The following is a 16867-nucleotide window of genomic DNA, read 5'->3' as shown; positions in this document are numbered from 1 at the left end:
ATCAAAGGGGAGCCAGATTGGCGCCCCTGATTGTTTGTTAGTGCCTAGGCAGGACCGAAACTCTTGAATGCGTTGACCAAGCTGCATCAGTCGCCGTCACCGATCCTTCGACTCGTCGTCGCCGCAGTGCTGCTGACGCTGGCCGGTGCCGGGGCGTTCGCGGTGAGTTCCCACAAAACCGTGACTCTGAACATCGATGGTGCCCAGATGAAGGTCAGCACCATGAAGTCGCGGGTCATCGACGTCGTCGAGGAGAACGGCTACTCGGTCGGCGACCGCGATGATCTCTTCCCCGGCGCCAATCAGACCGTCAGCAATGCCGAGACGATCGTGCTGCGCCGCAGCCGTCCCCTACAGATCTCGCTGGACGGTCAGGACGCCAAGCAGGTGTGGACCACCGCCTCGACCGTGGACGAGGCGCTGGCCGAGCTGCGGATGACCGACACCGCGCCGGCCGCGGCCTCGCGCGGCAGCCGCCTGCCGCTGGAGGGCATGGCCCTGCCCGTGGTGAGCGCCAAGACGGTGCAGATCAACGACGGCGGCGTGGTCAGCACTGTGCACCTGGCCGCCCCCAACGTGGCTGGCCTGCTGGCCGCCGCCGGTGTTCCGCTGGAACAGGCGGACTCCGTGGTGCCCGCGCCGTCCTCCCCGGTGATCGCCGGAATGCAGATCCAGGTGACCCGGACCCGGATCGAGAAGGTCACCCAGCAGATGCCGCTGGCGCCGGTGGCCCAGCGGATCGAGGACCCGACGCTGAACATGAGCCGCCAGGTCGTGGAGGATCCGGGAACGCCCGGCGTGCAGGACGTGACTTTTGCTGTCGCCAAGGTCAACGGGGTGGAAACGGGTCGCCTGCCCGTTGCCAACATTGTCGTTGTCCCGGCGCGGGATTCGGTTCTTCGGGTCGGCGCGAAGCCGGGAACCGAGGTGCCTCCGGTGGAAAACGGGCCGATCTGGGATGCCATTTCCAGGTGCGAAGCGGGTGGAAACTGGGCCATCAATACCGGCAACGGTTACTACGGCGGTGTGCAATTTGATCAAAACACCTGGGAAAGAAACGGCGGTCTGCGCTATGCTGAGCGTGCCGATCTGGCGACCAGGGAAGAACAAATTGCGATTGCTGAAGTAACAAGATCGCGACAAGGCTGGGGAGCGTGGCCCGTGTGTGGTAGGGGTGCATCGTGACAATTCGTCTGCTTGGGCGAACCGAGATCCGAAATCTCGCCAAAGAACTCGACTTCAAGCCGCGTAAATCTCTGGGCCAGAATTTCGTGCACGACGCAAATACCGTGCGCCGTATTGTCTCCGCCTCCGGGATCAATAAGCACGACCATGTCCTGGAAGTCGGCCCCGGGCTGGGTTCTCTGACTCTGGCGTTGCTGGACCGCGGCGCGACCGTGAGCGCGATCGAGATCGACCCCGTGCTGGCCCAGCGCCTGCCGAAGACTGTTGCTGAGCACTCGCACAGCGAGATCCACCGGCTCACCGTTCTGAACCGCGACATCCTCGGGATCGAGCGCTCCGACCTCCTCGAGCCGCCCACCGCCGTGGTCGCGAATCTGCCTTACAACATCGCCGTTCCGGCGCTGCTGCACCTGCTCGCCGAATTCCCGTCGATCCGCACCGTGATGGTGATGGTCCAGGCCGAGGTCGCCGAGCGGCTGGCGGCGGAGCCCGGTGGCAAGGACTACGGCGTGCCCAGCGTCAAGGTGCGGTTCTTCGGCAAGGTCCGCCGCTACGGCGTGGTCTCGCCGACGGTGTTCTGGCCGATTCCGCGGGTGTACTCGGGTCTGGTGCGCATCGACCGTCACGAGGTCTCGCCGTGGCCGACCGACGACGGCTTCCGCGAGAAGGTGTTCGAGCTGATCGACATCGCCTTCGCGCAGCGGCGCAAGACGGCTCGCAACGCCTTCCTCGAGTGGGCGGGCACGGGCAACGAGTCCGCCGAGCGACTGCTGGCTGCCAGCATCGATCCCGCCCGCCGCGGCGAGACGTTGACGGTCGCCGACTTCGTCCGGCTGCTGCAGCGCTCCGGTGACTTCACCGCCTCGACGGACTCTTCGGAAGGCCCGTCGCGACCGGCTCAGGTGTTCTGAGCGCTCCGACCCACCGTCTCGGCGAGGTGATGCACCAACTCGGTGCATGACGCATATCGCCGGTCCGGATCCTTGGCGATGGCTCGGGCCAGCACCATGTCGAACGACCTGGACAGCCAGGGCGTCGTCTTCGATACCTCCGGCGGTGGCTGATGCAGGTGCGCGTCCACCAGCGCCAGCGGGTTGTCGCACACGAATGGCGGTGTGCCGGTGAACAATTCAAGAGCCGTGCACGCCAGCGCGTATTCGTCGGTCGCCGCCTGCGGTAGGCGGCCCTGCAGTAATTCCGGCGCGGCGTAGGGCAACGAGGCGATGACTTCCGCGGGGCGGTGCCACACATCCTCGGCGAGGATGTGTGCGACGCCAAAGTCGATCAAGACCGCGCCTTGCGAAAAGTCTTGGTGGACAAGGATGTTCGCTGGCTTGACGTCACTGTGGACGACGCCGTCGTGGTGGGCGTGGTCGAGCGCCGCGGCGATCTGGCCCAGCGCTTCGAGCCGGAGCTCGAGTGATCCCAGCTTCGTCGCATTCCCGCCGTCGACGTACTGCATCGTCAGCCAGTGCGGGCCGTGGTCGTAGACGGTGACGATGTGTGGGTGCCGCAGCCGGTCGGCGATGCGGTATTCGCGTGCCAGCCGGGAGATGCTGGCCGGCGTCCGATGCTCCTCGTCGAGCACCTTCAGCGCGACGAGCTCCGGTGTCCTGCCGGGGTCGCGGGCGAGATACACCGCCGCCTCGCCGCCGCGGCCCAGCTCGTTTTCGACGACGTAGCCCGCGAACGACTGTCCGGGATGAGCCACGGTTCGACCCTAGATCGCGGGTGGACGACGGCCGGGCGAATCGCGCACGGCGCGATAGTCTCGTGCGGTGTCCTCGTCCAACGGCTCCATCGCCACCGAATGGGTGCCGACCGGATCGGTGACCGTGCGGGTGCCGGGCAAGGTGAATCTCTATCTGGAGGTCGGTGACCGCCGTGCCGACGGCTACCACGAGCTGACGACGGTCTTTCATGCCGTGTCCCTGGTCGACGAGGTGACGGTTCGCAACGCCGACGTGCTGTCCCTGCAGACGGTGGGGGAGGGCGCCGAGCAGCTACCGGCCGACGAGCGCAACATCGCCTGGCAGGCGGCCGAGCTGATGGCCGAACATGTCGGGCGCGCACCCGATGTCGAGATCTCGATCGAGAAGTCGATCCCGGTGGCCGGCGGGATGGCCGGCGGCAGTGCCGACGCCGCCGCGGTCCTGGTCGCGATGAACAACCTGTGGGAGCTGGGCCTACCGCGCCGCGACCTGCATGCGCTGGCAGCGCAGCTGGGCAGTGACGTGCCCTTCGCCCTGCACGGCGGTACGGCGCTGGGCACCGGCCGCGGCGAAGAGTTGGCGACGGTGTTGGCCCGCAACACCTTTCACTGGGTGTTGGCCTTCGGTGAGGACGGCTTGTCCACGGCCGAGGTCTACCGCGAGATCGACCGGCTGCGGGCGACGGGAGATCCGCCACGGCTGACCGATCCCGAGCCGCTGCTGGGCGCGTTGGCCGGCGGCAACCCGCGTGAGCTGGCCGCCCTGCTCGGCAACGACCTGCAGGCGGCCGCGCTGAGCCTGAACCCCGCGCTGCGCCGGACCCTGCGCGCGGGCGCCGAAGCGGGCGCGCTGGCCGGCATCGTGTCCGGCTCCGGACCGACGTGCGCGTTCCTCTGCGAGTCGGCTTCCGCCGCGGTGGATGTCGGAACCGAACTGGCGGGCGTCGACGTGTGCCGGACCGTGCGGGTGGCCAGCGGCCCGGTCCACGGCGCCCGCATCGTGCCGGGGCAGGCCGGCTGAGCCGTCCGCTCCAACTGTGACGCGCTTCTCATTAGCCCGTAAAACTTGGCGGTAACTTAAGGGGAGTTTAAGATAGTCGACGGTGATGACTCGCGGCCTGGCACTGCATACATGCGAATCGCCCACCCCGGTCAGGGGCGGGCGGTGGCCCGGCAATACCACCGCTTCCGTCGCATCATCACCATTTCGAGACCGAACCGCTCCCCAGTCGTACCAGCGTGCCTCCTATGCAGCACGTTCTAGCAGGTGGAGCATGAAAAGCAGGGCGTTCGCATCGTCTGGAACGTCGCTGATCCGCCAGCTCCGGATGCCGAGGAGGTCGTCGTGAGCCGTTTCACCGACAAGATGTTCCACAGTGCCTTGACCAGTAGCAAGGGCATGGTCACGGGGGAACCGCACGAGCCGGTTCGGCACACGTGGTTCGAGGTGCACGAACGCGCCCGCCGCATTGCCGGTGGCCTGGCTGCCGCCGGGATCGGCCTCGGTGACGCGGTCGGCGTGCTGGCCGGTGCTCCGGTGGAAATCGCACCGACGGCCCAGGCGCTGTGGATGCGCGGCGCCAGCCTGACGATGCTGCACCAGCCCACCCCGCGCACCGACCTGGAGCAGTGGGCCAAGGACACCGCCACCGTCATCGACATGATCGAGGCCAAGGCCGTCATCGTCTCCGATCCGTTCCTCGTCGCGGTGCCGGTGCTCGAGGAGCGCGGCGTCAAGGTGTTCACGGTCGAGGCGCTGCTGGCCGCCGAGCCCGTCGACCCGGTCGAGACCTCCGAAGACGATGTCGCGCTGATGCAGCTGACGTCCGGTTCGACCGGGTCTCCCAAGGCCGTCGTCATCACCCACCGCAACATCCACTCCAACGCCGAGGCCATGTTCATCGGCGCCAAGTACGACATCGAAAAAGATGTCATGGTCAGCTGGCTGCCCTGCTTCCACGACATGGGCATGGTCGGCTTCCTCACGATCCCGATGTACTTCGGCGCCGAGTTGGTCAAGGTCACGCCGATGGACTTCCTGCGCGACACCCTGCTGTGGGCCAAGCTCATCGACAAGTACAAGGGCACCATGACGGCGGCGCCGAACTTCGCCTACGCGCTGTTCGCCAAGCGCCTGCGCCGTCAGGCCAAGCCCGGCGAGTTCGACCTGTCCACGCTGCGGTTCGCCCTGTCGGGCGCCGAGCCCGTCGAGCCCGCCGACGTCGAGGACCTGCTGGACGCCGGTAAGCCCTTCGGCCTTCAGCCCGAAGCCATCCTGCCGGCCTACGGCATGGCCGAGACCACGCTGGCGGTGTCGTTCTCCGAGTGCGGTGCCGGCCTGGTTGTCGACGAGGTCGACGCCGATCTGCTGGCCGCACTGCGCCGCGCCGTTCCCGCGTCCAAGGGCAACACCCGCCGGCTGGCCACTCTCGGCCCGCTGCTCAAGGACCTCGAGGCGCGCATCGTCGACGAGGACGGCAATGTCTTGCCTGCCCGCGGCGTGGGCATCATCGAGCTGCGCGGCGAGTCGCTGACGCCGGGCTACATCACCATGGGCGGTTTCGTGCCTGCCCAGGACGAGCACGGCTGGTACGACACCGGTGATCTCGGCTACCTGCTGGAGAACGGTCACGTCGTGGTGTGCGGTCGCGTCAAGGACGTGATCATCATGGCCGGCCGCAACATCTACCCGACCGATATCGAGCGGGCCGCCAGCCGCGTCGAAGGGGTGCGCCCCGGCTGCGCTGTCGCGGTTCGCCTCGACGCCGGGCACTCTCGCGAGACCTTCGCGGTGGCAGTGGAATCCAACGCCTGGCAGGACCCGGCCGCGGTGCGGCGCATCGAGCACGAGGTGGCCCACGAGGTGGTCGCCGAGGTCGACGTGCGGCCGCGCAATGTCGTGGTCCTCGGGCCGGGCACCATCCCGAAGACGCCGTCGGGCAAGCTGCGTCGCGCCAACTCGGTCGCGCTGGTCACCTAGACCGGCGGGGTCACACCCGGCAGCTGATCTCCATGGCGTCGGAGTCCCGCACCGGGAAGCTCACGCCCACAAAGCCATTCGCGGGATCGCGGATGTAGGAGACATAGGGTTGCGCGTCGGCCAGGCCCGTGTTGTCGGCGACGACGAGCGCCCCCTCGCGCAGGCGCGGCTCCAGCACCTGAACGACCGGGACGTAGAGGTCCTTCCAGCCGTCGAGCAGGACGAAGCCCACCGGCTCGTTGATGTCGGCCAGCGTCTGGGTCGCATCGCCTTCCAGCACCGTGATCACGTCGTCGAGGCCGACCTCGGCGAACGTGGACCGCGCGGCCGCGACCTTGGCGGCGCTGAGCTCGGTGGTGACCACTCGACCGGTGCCGTTGTCGCGCACCGCACTGGCGAGGTGAATTGTGGAGAGTCCCAACGATGTTCCGAACTCCACCACCAGCTCGGGCCGGGTTGCGCGCACCAGCGTGTAGAGCAGTTGTCCCGACTCTGGGGTCACCGGCAGGTAGAAGTCGCTGAACGCATCGGCCCGTTCCTGGGCGGTCTTCGCCGCGCGCAGCTGGGCGCCGCGCTCGTGAAGCTGGGCCATCTGCTGGCCGGCTTCGGCGTACATGCGGTCGATGGCCGATGCCACCAACGGATCGCGGAGGGTGTTCACCGCGCCGAGACTACTCCCGCTTCCTGACGGATCGGTGGCCTCTCGTGGGCGGGGGCGTCCACAGGCTGGGGGACGAGCAGGACCGGGATGTCGGTGTGCGACACCACGGCCGCCGCGACGCTGCCGTGCAGGTGACCGAGCAGACCGTTGCGCCGATGCGGACCCAGCACGATCATGCTGGCGCGGTGCTCATGCGCGGCTTCGACGATGCCCTTCCAGGTCGGCGCCGCTTCGATCGCCAGGCTGCACGACTCGAATCCGGCGGCACGGGCCAGTGCGGCGCCATGTTCGGCGGTCTGTTCGGCGGCCTGACGGACCTGGCTGGCCCGATCGGAGTCGAAGGGCTGGCTGTCGCAGGGCGTGAAGCCGACGTCGACGGGCTGCCACACGCAGACGACGACAGCGTGACGGTACGGCGAAAGTTGCTGGGCGGCTTGGGAAATCGCATGCCGCGCGAGATCTGAGCCGTCATAGGCGAACAGCACAGGCCCGCTCGGTTGCGATGGGTGACGATGTGCGGCCGGTGCCGCTCGCGGTGCCGGGATCGGGGCTGCCGATGGCAGGCCGCGCAGCCGTGCCAGCAGCGGTGGCGAATACCAGGCGGGGGAGTCGCCGTCCAAGAACTCGTCGAGATCCGGTGTCTGGGGCCGGGCTCCGCTGAGCGCGTAGACCGCGACACCGAACACCGCACCGCCGATCGCGAGCGCGAATCCGACCCACAGCGCGACGCCGATGCCTTCCACGAGGTCGCCGGAGTATCGCGTCGCGAGGTGCGCGAAGATTGGGGCCACCATGAATGCCGCGACGGCGCGCAGCAATTCGATGATTGCGAACACCCGCTGCAGACTGTTGGACTGCAGCGAGAATCCGGCGACGAACAACGCCGGTGCGACCGTGGCGCCCAGTGCCAAACCGGTCAGTGCCGAACCGACAAGGGCGAGTGGCACATTCGCGGGCAGGGACGCCATGAAGAACGCGATGCCGACGGCCAGCAGAGCCATGCCGACCAGGGGCAGGAAGTGCATGCCGCGGCGGGTGATGACGGCGCCGAACACCACGGCCATGACGACCGCGCCGCCGAGTTCCGGCAGATAGATGAGACCGACGTGGACCGGGCTGAAGTGCTGCATGAACACCGATGCCGTCAGCGCGGTCGCGGCGATCGAGGCCGCCGCGGCGAACAGTGCGACACCGACGCCCGCCACCGGGATCGCGCTTGTCAACATCGTCCGGATGGTCAACAGCGGGCGCCGTGCGCGGAACTGGTAGACGATCAGTGTCAGGATCAGCGCCAGACCGCCGAACATCGGTGCGGTGACGGCGAAGTCGGAGATCTCGTGGGTGGTCAGCTGCGCCGCGCCGACGAACGCGGCCGTGCATCCGACGGTCGCGAGCGCGATCGCCTTCAGGTCGCGTGGCGCCTCCGGGTCCGCGGGCGGAGCATCGTCGAACGTGAGCGCCGCCAGGATGAGAGCAAGGAGCGCGACGGCCGCGACAATCCAGAACAGCGGCCGCCAGGCGTGTGCCTCGGCCTGCACGCCGCCGATGAACGGGCCCAGTGCGACAGCGCCGAACACGCACATATTCATGATGACCGCGGTATTGCGGAGCTTCTCCCGCGGAAAGCCGATCGTGAGGGGCGGGGCGGCTGCGATCAACAACATGCTCGTCGCCAGACCCTGCAGGACGTGGCCGGCGATGAATGCCGTCGCATTCGGTGCGGCGGCGGCGATCACGGAGCCGACGACGAGGACCACGGCGTACACCAGCAGCATGCGTCGCTGCGGAAGGTGTTGTGCGAACTGCACGGCGAGCACGGTGCCCACGGCGTAGGCGGCGTTGCCCAGACCCGAACTCAGCGACAGCGTCTGCGTCGTCATGTGCAGTTGCTCGGAGATGATCGGGACCAGCGGATCGAGCGCGGCGGACAACGCCAGGTAGGGGATCAGGGCGAGGGTGACCATCGCGGCCACGGCCGGATAGCGTCCGGCCAACGGGCCCTGGCGCATCAGCTCAGTCCTCCCTTCCCCGCTGAATGAGCGGGCTGCGCTGCCGACAGAAGCTGGGGCGCGGGGAGACAGAGCATGGCGTAAAACAACTTTACATAGGTAACGAATATTCCGCGTGTTGGCGTGGGATGGATCACGCATGACCACCTAGCTGAGTATGGTGTACTGTACTCAGATATGAACATTGCCGACCATCCGACCGTGCGGGCCGTGCGCGCCCGGCAGCGCCAGCAGCGGGCCGCAGTGATCGACGCCGAGTGGTTGCGCGAGCTGTGTCTGGCGGCGGGGGCCGATGACGTCGCGTTCGCCAGCGTCGACAACCCCGACCTGGCGAGTGAACGCGAGCATGTCGAGGCCGCGCTGCCCGGGACGAGGACCTATATCTCGCTGGTGGTCCGGATGAACCGCGACAATGTGCGCTCGGTCGCGCGCAGCGTGGCGAACCAGGAGTTCCACCGCGGCGGGGAAGTCATCAACGAGGCCGCGCACCGCATCACCCGCGCTTTAGAGGATGCCGGTCATCGCGCGCTGAATCCGTCGGCAACGTTCCCGATGGAGATGGACCGCTATCCGGGCCGGATCTGGGTGGTCGCGCACAAGCCCGTCGCGGTGGCCGCCGGTCTGGGTGTGATGGGCATCCATCGCAACGTCATCCACCCGAAGTTCGGCAACTTCATCCTGCTGGCCACCATCCTCGTCGACACCCCGGTCAGCAGTTACGGTGCACCACTGGACTATTCACCGTGCCTGGAATGCAAGCTCTGTGTCGCGGCCTGTCCCGTCGGAGCCATCAAGAAGGACGGCGCGTTCGACTTCGTCGCCTGCTCGGTGCACAACTACCGGGAGTTCATGGGTGGGTTCACCGACTGGGTGCAGACGATCGCCGACAGCGAGGACGCCGACGACTTCCGTTCGCGCGTTACCGATTCGGAGTACGCATCGATGTGGCAGAGCCTGTCGTTCAAGGCGAACTACAAGGCGGCCTACTGCCTGGCGGTCTGCCCGGCCGGTGAGGACGTCATCGAGCCCTACCTCGACGACCGCAAGGCATTCATGAACCTGGTGTTGCGGCCGCTGCAGGAGAAGGTCGAAACCCTTTACGTGCTGCCGAATTCCGCGGCCAAGGAACACGCGGAGCGGCGCTACCCGCATAAACCGGTCAAGGTCGTCGACTCGGGGATACGGGGTCGCGCGTAGGCTGGTTCGATGGTGCGCGCCCTCGGCTGGGTCGGTGTTGTCGGTTCGGCGCTGGCGATAGTCGTTGTGCTCGGGCTCGACGCCACGGTCGGCGGCCGGCACACCCGCGGCCGGGAACTGCGCTCGGCGACCATCTCGGAGTATGTCTACACCGCTGGCAGTGCGGCTTTCGTCGCAGCCGTGCTGATTCTCGCGGTGGCCTCGGCGGCACTCCTGTATGGCCTGATCCGCGCCGGCCGGGTCCGGCTGTGGTCGGCACCGTCGGTGTTGATGATGCTGTGGGTGGTGGCCCTGCTGGCGATCGTCGCGTTCCCGAAGCACAACTGGGTCACCGGTCCGAGTCTGTCCGGCACCGTGCACCGCTACGCGACCCTGGTCGCGTTCGTCGCGCTCCCGGTGGCGGTGCTGCTGATCGCCCGGGGCAGGGACAGTGCCGTCCGAGCGGCCAGATGGCTCACGGTCGTCGGAATCGGTTGGCTCTCCGTGCTATTCGGAGCCATCGCGATCGGTCTGGTCACGGGTCAACGGTGGTGGACGCTGATCCCGCTTGGAGTCGTCGAACGTGGGATCGCCGGATTCGAGGTGGCCGCGCTAGTGGCGCTCGGGGTGTGGCTGGCACGCCACGAGGGTGCTGAACTGGTCGTCGCGTCGAGTAGGTCGTAGACCTGCCACCACCGTGCTTCGTGCTCCGGTGGGGAGATCCGGCCCTCCTCCAGGTCCAGATCCGCATGATCCAGTGCCTGTGCCATGACCCGCAGCTGTGAATACCGCTGATCGGCCTCGTCGTGGCCCAGTCCGGCAATCTTGACCGCCCACAGGGTGCGGACCCGCATTCGCGCCTGGCCCGCGACCGCGAATGTGATTGCGCCCGCGGCGATATAGAGCATCGTCCCGGCGATCAGCGCGGCTGCGGACATTCCGGCCGCCTCGCCGGCGATCTGGAGAACCAGCCACAGCGTGGCACCCCATAGCGGCCAGCTGCGCCAGACCTTCAGCATCCGCCGTTCCCACGCCGTGATGCCGGGAGGAAACACCACCAGGCGATAGCGGGCGACACCATAGCGCGCGGGGTATATGTCGAAAGAGCCCCAAACAGAAGTGGTCACGCACTTAGGTCTACGTCCGCCGCGGGCCCGAGAGGCCGATCTCTACGGAATCCTGACGCCTGCGCGCCGGATCCTTACGACTTCACCAGGCGTGCACCTGATTCTGGGCCGTCTCCAGCCCGACCTCGATCAGCAGCTCGGTAGCATCGGCGGCCTGCTCGCAGATCGCCGGGACCTCCGAGCGCTCGGCGGCGGTGAACGGCTCCAGGACGAACGCCGCCGGGTCCTTACGTCCCGGCGGCCGGCCGACGCCGATGCGGACCCGCTGAAAGTTCTTGGTGCCCATCGAGTTCGCCACCGATCGCAGACCGTTGTGGCCGCCCTCGCCGCCACCGAGCTTCAGCCGGATCCGGCCGAAGTCGATGTCAAGCTCATCGTGGATGACGATGATGTCGGCCGGCATGACCGAGTAGAACTTCGCCAACGGCCCCACCTGGCGCCCCGACTCGTTCATGTAGGTGCGCGGTTTGGCCAGCACGACGGGACGGTGCGCCAGTCGGCCGGTCACGATCTCCGCGCCGGAACGCTTGTGCACCTGAAACTGTCCGCCCATGCGGGCGGCCAGCACGTCGGCCACCATGAAGCCGAGGTTGTGCCGGGTCTTGGCGTACTGCGGACCCGGGTTGCCGAGGCCGACAACCAACAGGGGATCGGCCATTCGGGCTTACTCGGCCTCGGCCGACTCGCCCTCGCCCTCGGCGGCTTCGGCTGCCTCGGCAGCGTCAGCGGCCTGCTCCTCGATCGACTCGCCGCCGCCCTCGGACTCCAGCTCCTCGGCCGACGGAGCGGTGACGATGTTGACGACCAGCAGCTCCGGATCGCTGAGCAGCGTGACGCCCTTGGGCAGCTCGACCTGGCCTGCGGTGATCTGGGTGCCTTCTTCGGCGCCTTCGATCGACACGGTCAGGCTCTCCGGGATGGACAGCGCCTCGGCCTCGATGAGGATGGCGTTGGCGTCCTGGGTGACCAGGGTGCCGGCGGCGGCTTCGCCCTCGAGATGCACGTTGACCTCGACGCTGACCTTCTCGCCGCGGCGGACGATCAGCAGATCGGCGTGCTGGATGTTGCGGCGGATCGGGTGGACGGTGATGGCCTTGGTCAGCGCCAGCTGTTCCTTGCCATTGATGTCCAGGGTCAGCACCGCGTTGGTGCCGGCGTTACGCAGGACGGCGGCGTAGTCGTGGGCGTTGAGCTCAAGGTGCTGCGGCTCGGCACCGTGGCCGTACAGGACGACGGGAACCTTGCCGTCGCGACGGGCTTGGCGCGAGGCGCCCTTGCCGGTCTTTGCGCGCACGTCGGCGGTGAGGTTGTTGGTGGCGTTCTTGGCCATGATCGGTGCTCCTGTGTTGCCTTGTCCGGGTCTTCCGCACGGCTAAGGCAGGCACCAATGAAAGGAAGCCTCGTCGATAACGGTGGCTGGACCACCCTCGCCGTGACGCGGCCCCCAGGGTAGCCGATCAGGGGTTCAGAGCGGAAATTCGATGCCCGTGAGCTGCTCGGACAGCCGCCACAGCGCCGTCGCGGTGGCCTGATTGCGGGCCAGCGGGCTGCGCGGTGACTGACCGGTCGGCCCCCGCATGGCGAACCTGGGGCCGATGAAGCTGTTGCCGGGCAGGTCCACGGCCGCGGCGTACAGGGTCTGCCGGGCACCGAAGTCGGGGCTGGTGGCGAAGACCGCATTGCCGGTGTCCCAGATCCTGGTGCCGAACCGGTTGCCGGTGTGGCCCTGCAGGTTGGTGGCCGAATAGCCGGGATGGGCGGCGTGGGACTTCAGCGGCGATCCGACCGCGTCGAGGCGCTTCTGCAGCTCGCTGGTGAACAGCAGGTTGGCGAGTTTGGACTGGCCGTACGCCAGCCACGCCGAGTAGGGCCGGGCCTTCCAGTTCAGGTCCTTGAGGCTGATCTTGCCCAGCAGGTGCATGAACGACGACACCGTGACGACGCGGTCGGTCACCTTGGGTAGCAGCAGGTTGGTCAGCGCGAAGTGGCCCAGGTGGTTGGTGCCGATCTGGCTCTCGAAGCCGTCCTTGGTGACGGCATAGGGGACCGCCATGATGCCCGCGTTGTTGATCAGGACGTCGACGCTGTCCACACCGTCGGAGAATTCCCGGATCGAGGCCAAGCTCTGTAGGTCGAGGCTGCGCACCTCGACGTCACCGGTCATCGTGGCGGCGGCTTCGGCGCCCTTGCTCTGGTTGCGGCACGCCAGGATCGTCTGGGCGCCGACCCGGGCCAGCTCGCGAGCGGTGACCAGACCCAACCCGCTGTTGGCTCCGGTGACGATGACGGTGCGGCCGGCGAACGACGGCAGATCTGCGGCGGTCCAACTCATGGCGATCACTCTAGGGTCACCGCTCGCGAGGCGGGCGGCCTACTTCTTCAGCGTGACGCTGAAGCCCTTGATGATGGCCTCGACATCGTCGGACGCCGCGGCGGCCTGGTCGGCCAGCGTGGTCACCGTCAGCTGCACCAGATAGCGCTGGAAGGCCGGCGCCGGCGTCACCGGGATCACCACCCGGTTGTAGGAGTGCAGGCGCTTGCCGTTGAGGTCGTAACTGCCCTCGATCATCGAGGACGGGAATCCGTTGAAATCGGCCGTGGAGGCGTTGAGTTTGGTGAAGTTCTGCGACATTTCGGCATCGACGCTGGCGTGCTTGAGTGCCTCACCCACATCGAAGTTGCCGGTCAGCTTGAACACGATCACCATCGCCGTCGGATAGGTGTTGTTCTTCGCGATCACCTCGGTGCCCGGCGAGAAGTTCGAGTTGTTGTATTTGGTCCAGCCCGGTGGCCGCGGCAGTGTCACGCTGATGTCGGTGAGCTTGTCCAGCGGGATCTGCTCACCCATAACACCGACGCCGTAAAGGTATTCGGCGATCGGCTGCGGCTTGGCCGATGTGGTGGGGCTGCTCGCCGTGGTGGTGGCCGGTGTGCTCCAGATCGAGGAGTAGTCCGGCGGCGTCGTCCCGCACGCCGCCACGGTCATGGCCAGCGTGAGGGACAGGGCTGCGCGACGCGCTCTCACAGAATTTCGTGTACCGATTCGATCGGGCGGGCCAACCGAGTGCCCTTGGGCGTCACCACGAACGGCCGCTCGATGAGAATCGGGTTGGCTGCCATGGCATCCAACAGCTCGTCGTCGCTGGCCTCGGCGAGATTCAGCTCGGTGTACAGCGATTCGCGCTTGCGCACCGCGGTGCGTACGTCGATGCCGGCGTCGGCGATCAGTCTGGCGATCTCGGCGCGCGATGGCGGCGTCTTGAGGTACTCGACGATCTCCGGCTGAATCCCGTTGTCGCGCAACAGGTCCAGGGTCTTGCGGGACGTACTGCAGCGCGGGTTGTGATAGATGGTGCTTGACAACTACGCGTCTCCGTCGAAAAGGCCTGTGACCGAACCGTTTTCAAACACGGCGCGGATGGTGCTGGCCAGCAGCGGCGCGATCGACAGCACGGTCAGCTGTGGGAACCGCTTGGCCTCGTCGATCGGCAGGGTGTTGGTGACGATCACCTCGCGCGCACCGCTGTCGGCTAGTCGCTCGCGGGCCGGGTCCGACAGCACGCCGTGGGTGGCGGCGATGATGACGTCCTTGGCGCCGTCGTCGTGCAGCAGCTTGACCGCGCCGGCGATGGTGCCGCCGGTGTCGATCATGTCGTCGGTCAGCACACAGGTCTTACCCGCCACATCACCGACGACCCGGTTCGACTTCACCTGGTTGGGGACCTTCGGGTCGCGAGTCTTGTGGATGAACGCCAGCGGGGTGCCGCCGAGGGCATCGGCCCACTTCTCGGCGACGCGGACCCGGCCCGAGTCCGGCGAGACCACCACGACGTTCTCGCAGTTGTAGTTGTCCCGGATGTAGCCGGTCAGCAGCGGCTGGGCCCGCATGTGGTCGACCGGCCCGTCGAAGAAGCCCTGAATCTGGTCGGTGTGCAGGTCGACAGTGACGATGCGGTCCGCGCCCGCGGTCTTGTAGAGATCGGCGACCAGGCGGGCGGAGATGGGCTCGCGGCCGCGGTGCTTCTTGTCCTGGCGGGCGTAGGGATAGAACGGCAGGATCGCGGTGATCCGCTTGGCGCTACCGCGCTTGAGCGCGTCGATCATGATCAGCTGTTCCATCAGCCACTTGTTCAGCGGCGCGGGATGGGACTGCAGGACGAAGGCGTCGCAGCCGCGAACCGATTCGTCGAAGCGGACGAAGATCTCGCCGTTGGCGAAGTCTCGTGCGGTCTGCGCGGTGACCTGGACGTCGAGCTCTTTGGCGACCTGTTCGGCCAGCTCCGGGTGCGCGCGGCCCGAGAAGAGCATCAGGTTTTTACGGTTGTCGGTCCAGTCCGTGCCCACTGTGTGCTGCCCTTGCCGGTCGGGGGTCGATACGGGCCAATCGTACGGTGCTACGACCCTGGGTTACCAAAAAGGCAACATTCGGCGACGCCGGTCACTCCGTCGGCTCGCCCGACTCGGACTGCTGCGCCTTGGCCGCGGCCTGCGCCGATGCGCTGCCCGGCCGCTTGCGCAGCACCCAGTCCTCGATATTGCGCTGTGGCCCAGCCGACACCGCGAGTGCGCCCGGGGGCACGTCGTCGCGCAGTACCGTGCCTGCGCCGGTGTAGGCGCCGTCGCCGACGGACACCGGGGCGACGAACATCGTGTCCGAGCCGGTGCGCACGTGCGAGCCGATCGTGGTGCGGCTCTTGTTCTCGCCGTCGTAATTCACGAACACGCTGGAGGCGCCGATATTGCTGTACTCGCCGATGTCGGCGTCGCCGACGTAGGTCAGGTGCGGCACCTTGGTGCCTGCGCCGATCACCGCGTTCTTGGTCTCGACGAACGTCCCGAGCTTGCCCTTCGTCCCCAGTTCGGTGCCCGGACGCAGGAACGTGAACGGTCCGACCGTCGCGCCGTCGCCGATCGCCGACTCGCTGCCGTGGGTGCGAACCACCGAGGCCTCGTCGCCGACGCTGACGTCGGTCAGCGTGGTGTCCGGCCCGATCTCGCAGCGCGCGCCGATGCGGGTGGCACCCAGCAGCTGGGTCCCCGGCCGGATCACGGTGTCGCGGCCGATGGTGACATCGACGTCGATCCAGGTGCTCAGCGGGTCGACGACGGTGACCCCGGCGCGCTGATGGGCGGCGACCACGCGGCGGTTGAGCTCGCGGGCCAGGTCGGCGAGCTGCACCCGGTCGTTGACGCCGGCAACCAGGGCTGCGTCGTCGACGTGTTTGGCGTGCACCGCCCGGTGATCGGCGCGCAGGATCGAGATCACGTCGGTTAGGTAGAGCTCGTGCTGGGCGTTGTCGCTCGAGAGCCGGCTCAGCGCTGAGCGCAGCTCGGCGATGTCGAAGGCGTAGACCCCGGCATTGACCTCACGGATCGCGCGCTGCTGCGGGGTGGCGTCGGTCTCCTCGACGATCGCGGTGACCTCGCCGTCCTGGGTGCGCAGGATCCGGCCGTAACCGGTCGAATTCGGCAGCGTCGTCGTGACGATCGTCGCCGCGGCGCGCTGGCCGCGGTGGAGGGCGATCAGTTCGGCCAGCGTCTCGGCATCCAGCAGCGGGACGTCACCGGAGGTCACGACGACGGTGCCGGCGAAATCCTCGGGCAGCCCGGACAACCCGCACAGCACCGCGTGACCGGTGCCGAGCTGCTGCTCCTGCACCGCGACCTCGATCGTGCGGCCCAGCTGGTCGGCGAGTCCGGCGACCACCGGGCCGATGCGTTCGCGATCCTTACCGAGCACCGCGACCAGGTGCTGTGGCGCGACCTTGGCGACCGCGTGCAGCACGTGGGAGAGCATGCTGCGCCCGCCGAGGGTGTGCAGCACCTTGGGGGTGTCCGATCGCATGCGGGTGCCGGCCCCGGCCGCCAGCACCAGGACGGCGGCATCAGTGTTTGTGGTCACCGGGCCTCCCATATGACTGCTCCGTCGCCAGGACTCGAACCTGAACTATCTGAACCAAAATCAGAGGTGCTGCCGATTACACCACGACGGACTGGCCGAAATGTCCGCCTGAGACT

At 67.4% G+C, this 16867-nt stretch carries 16 protein-coding genes, 1 tRNA gene and 1 pseudogene; 6 read left to right on the top strand and 12 right to left on the bottom strand.

Annotated elements, in window-relative coordinates:
- Positions 1-63: 63 nt before the first annotated feature.
- Positions 64-1185, top strand: coding sequence for a resuscitation-promoting factor (locus K0O64_RS23245; RefSeq protein ID WP_071949461.1), 1122 nt, complete (start codon positions 64-66; stop codon positions 1183-1185).
- Positions 1182-2096 (top strand): 16S rRNA (adenine(1518)-N(6)/adenine(1519)-N(6))-dimethyltransferase RsmA, encoded by a 915-nt coding sequence (gene rsmA, locus K0O64_RS23240; RefSeq protein ID WP_220045777.1) that lies wholly within the window; start codon positions 1182-1184, stop codon positions 2094-2096. Before K0O64_RS23245 ends, rsmA begins: the two co-directional genes overlap by 4 nt.
- On the opposite strand, the gene K0O64_RS23235 is transcribed toward rsmA, so the two are convergent.
- On the bottom strand, positions 2084-2896 hold the full coding sequence (locus K0O64_RS23235) for a serine/threonine-protein kinase (protein WP_071949463.1): 813 nt from the start codon (positions 2894-2896) through the stop codon (positions 2084-2086). The genes rsmA and K0O64_RS23235 overlap by 13 nt on opposite strands.
- A gap of 67 nt (positions 2897-2963) precedes the next feature.
- Between K0O64_RS23235 and K0O64_RS23230 the strand changes: the two genes are divergently transcribed.
- Both K0O64_RS23230 and K0O64_RS23225 read left to right on the top strand, forming a co-directional pair.
- On the top strand, positions 2964-3917 hold the full coding sequence (locus K0O64_RS23230) for a 4-(cytidine 5'-diphospho)-2-C-methyl-D-erythritol kinase (RefSeq protein WP_071949464.1): 954 nt from the start codon (positions 2964-2966) through the stop codon (positions 3915-3917).
- A 324-nt stretch (positions 3918-4241) separates the two neighbouring features.
- A complete protein-coding gene (locus K0O64_RS23225) occupies positions 4242-5876 on the top strand; it encodes a fatty acyl-AMP ligase (protein ID WP_071950352.1) in 1635 nt (544 codons plus the stop codon).
- A gap of 10 nt (positions 5877-5886) precedes the next feature.
- On the opposite strand, the gene K0O64_RS23220 is transcribed toward K0O64_RS23225, so the two are convergent.
- Together K0O64_RS23220 and K0O64_RS23215 are read right to left on the bottom strand one after the other, a co-directional pair.
- Positions 5887-6492 (bottom strand): O-methyltransferase, encoded by a 606-nt coding sequence (locus K0O64_RS23220; RefSeq protein ID WP_071950353.1) that lies wholly within the window; start codon positions 6490-6492, stop codon positions 5887-5889.
- Positions 6493-6533: 41 nt separating this feature from the next.
- Positions 6534-8546, bottom strand: a complete 2013-nt coding sequence (locus K0O64_RS23215; RefSeq protein WP_083542860.1) for a universal stress protein — start codon at positions 8544-8546, stop codon at positions 6534-6536.
- 177 nt (positions 8547-8723) lie between these two features.
- On the opposite strand from K0O64_RS23215, the gene K0O64_RS23210 reads away from it, so the two are divergent.
- Together K0O64_RS23210 and K0O64_RS23205 are read left to right on the top strand one after the other, a co-directional pair.
- Positions 8724-9743, top strand: a complete 1020-nt coding sequence (locus K0O64_RS23210; protein ID WP_071949465.1) for an epoxyqueuosine reductase — start codon at positions 8724-8726, stop codon at positions 9741-9743.
- Between the two features lie 9 nt (positions 9744-9752).
- Positions 9753-10406: a DUF998 domain-containing protein gene (locus tag K0O64_RS23205; RefSeq protein WP_071949466.1), complete on the top strand. Its 654-nt coding sequence runs from the start codon at positions 9753-9755 to the stop codon at positions 10404-10406.
- Positions 10407-10441: 35 nt separating this feature from the next.
- On the opposite strand, the pseudogene K0O64_RS30335 reads toward K0O64_RS23205, so the two are convergent.
- The 9 genes and pseudogenes from K0O64_RS30335 to K0O64_RS23165 form a co-directional block, all read right to left on the bottom strand.
- A pseudogene (locus K0O64_RS30335) lies at positions 10442-10849 on the bottom strand (DUF6611 family protein); the annotation flags it as partial.
- A gap of 82 nt (positions 10850-10931) precedes the next feature.
- Positions 10932-11507 (bottom strand): aminoacyl-tRNA hydrolase, encoded by a 576-nt coding sequence (pth, locus tag K0O64_RS23200; RefSeq protein WP_071949467.1) that lies wholly within the window; start codon positions 11505-11507, stop codon positions 10932-10934.
- 6 nt (positions 11508-11513) lie between these two features.
- Positions 11514-12179 (bottom strand): 50S ribosomal protein L25/general stress protein Ctc, encoded by a 666-nt coding sequence (locus K0O64_RS23195; RefSeq protein ID WP_071949468.1) that lies wholly within the window; start codon positions 12177-12179, stop codon positions 11514-11516.
- Positions 12180-12314: 135 nt separating this feature from the next.
- Positions 12315-13181 carry an oxidoreductase gene (locus K0O64_RS23190; protein ID WP_071949469.1) on the bottom strand — a complete coding sequence of 289 codons (867 nt, stop codon included), beginning with the start codon at positions 13179-13181 and terminating at the stop codon, positions 12315-12317.
- A 39-nt stretch (positions 13182-13220) separates the two neighbouring features.
- Positions 13221-13874 carry an LpqN/LpqT family lipoprotein gene (locus tag K0O64_RS23185; protein ID WP_225933522.1) on the bottom strand — a complete coding sequence of 218 codons (654 nt, stop codon included), beginning with the start codon at positions 13872-13874 and terminating at the stop codon, positions 13221-13223.
- Positions 13871-14212, bottom strand: coding sequence for an arsenate reductase (glutaredoxin) (arsC, locus tag K0O64_RS23180; RefSeq protein WP_071949470.1), 342 nt, complete (start codon positions 14210-14212; stop codon positions 13871-13873). The genes K0O64_RS23185 and arsC overlap by 4 nt, the downstream gene beginning before the upstream one ends.
- Entirely contained in the window at positions 14213-15193 is a 981-nt protein-coding gene (locus K0O64_RS23175) for a ribose-phosphate diphosphokinase (protein WP_071949471.1), read from the bottom strand.
- Positions 15194-15287: 94 nt separating this feature from the next.
- Positions 15288-16763, bottom strand: a complete 1476-nt coding sequence (glmU, locus tag K0O64_RS23170; RefSeq protein WP_071949472.1) for a bifunctional UDP-N-acetylglucosamine diphosphorylase/glucosamine-1-phosphate N-acetyltransferase GlmU — start codon at positions 16761-16763, stop codon at positions 15288-15290.
- A 7-nt stretch (positions 16764-16770) separates the two neighbouring features.
- Positions 16771-16842, bottom strand: a tRNA-Gln gene (locus tag K0O64_RS23165).
- Positions 16843-16867: the final 25 nt, after the last annotated feature.

This window comes from Mycolicibacterium pallens (genome assembly GCF_019456675.1).
Classification (GTDB): Bacteria; Actinomycetota; Actinomycetes; order Mycobacteriales; family Mycobacteriaceae; genus Mycobacterium; species Mycobacterium crocinum.
Note: the sequence above shows the minus strand (reverse complement) of the source record. Positions and strands in the feature narration are given on the sequence as shown.

Coding starts and splice junctions, on each gene's coding strand:
- K0O64_RS23220 (WP_071950353.1), bottom strand. CDS start 6,492: ATGTACGCCGAAGCCGGCCAGCAGATGGCCCAGCTTCACGAGCGCGGC.
- K0O64_RS23215 (WP_083542860.1), bottom strand. CDS start 8,546: ATGCGCCAGGGCCCGTTGGCCGGACGCTATCCGGCCGTGGCCGCGATG.
- K0O64_RS23210 (WP_071949465.1), top strand. CDS start 8,724: ATGAACATTGCCGACCATCCGACCGTGCGGGCCGTGCGCGCCCGGCAG.
- K0O64_RS23205 (WP_071949466.1), top strand. CDS start 9,753: ATGGTGCGCGCCCTCGGCTGGGTCGGTGTTGTCGGTTCGGCGCTGGCG.
- pth (WP_071949467.1), bottom strand. CDS start 11,507: ATGGCCGATCCCCTGTTGGTTGTCGGCCTCGGCAACCCGGGTCCGCAG.
- K0O64_RS23195 (WP_071949468.1), bottom strand. CDS start 12,179: ATGGCCAAGAACGCCACCAACAACCTCACCGCCGACGTGCGCGCAAAG.
- K0O64_RS23190 (WP_071949469.1), bottom strand. CDS start 13,181: ATGAGTTGGACCGCCGCAGATCTGCCGTCGTTCGCCGGCCGCACCGTC.
- glmU (WP_071949472.1), bottom strand. CDS start 16,763: ATGGGAGGCCCGGTGACCACAAACACTGATGCCGCCGTCCTGGTGCTG.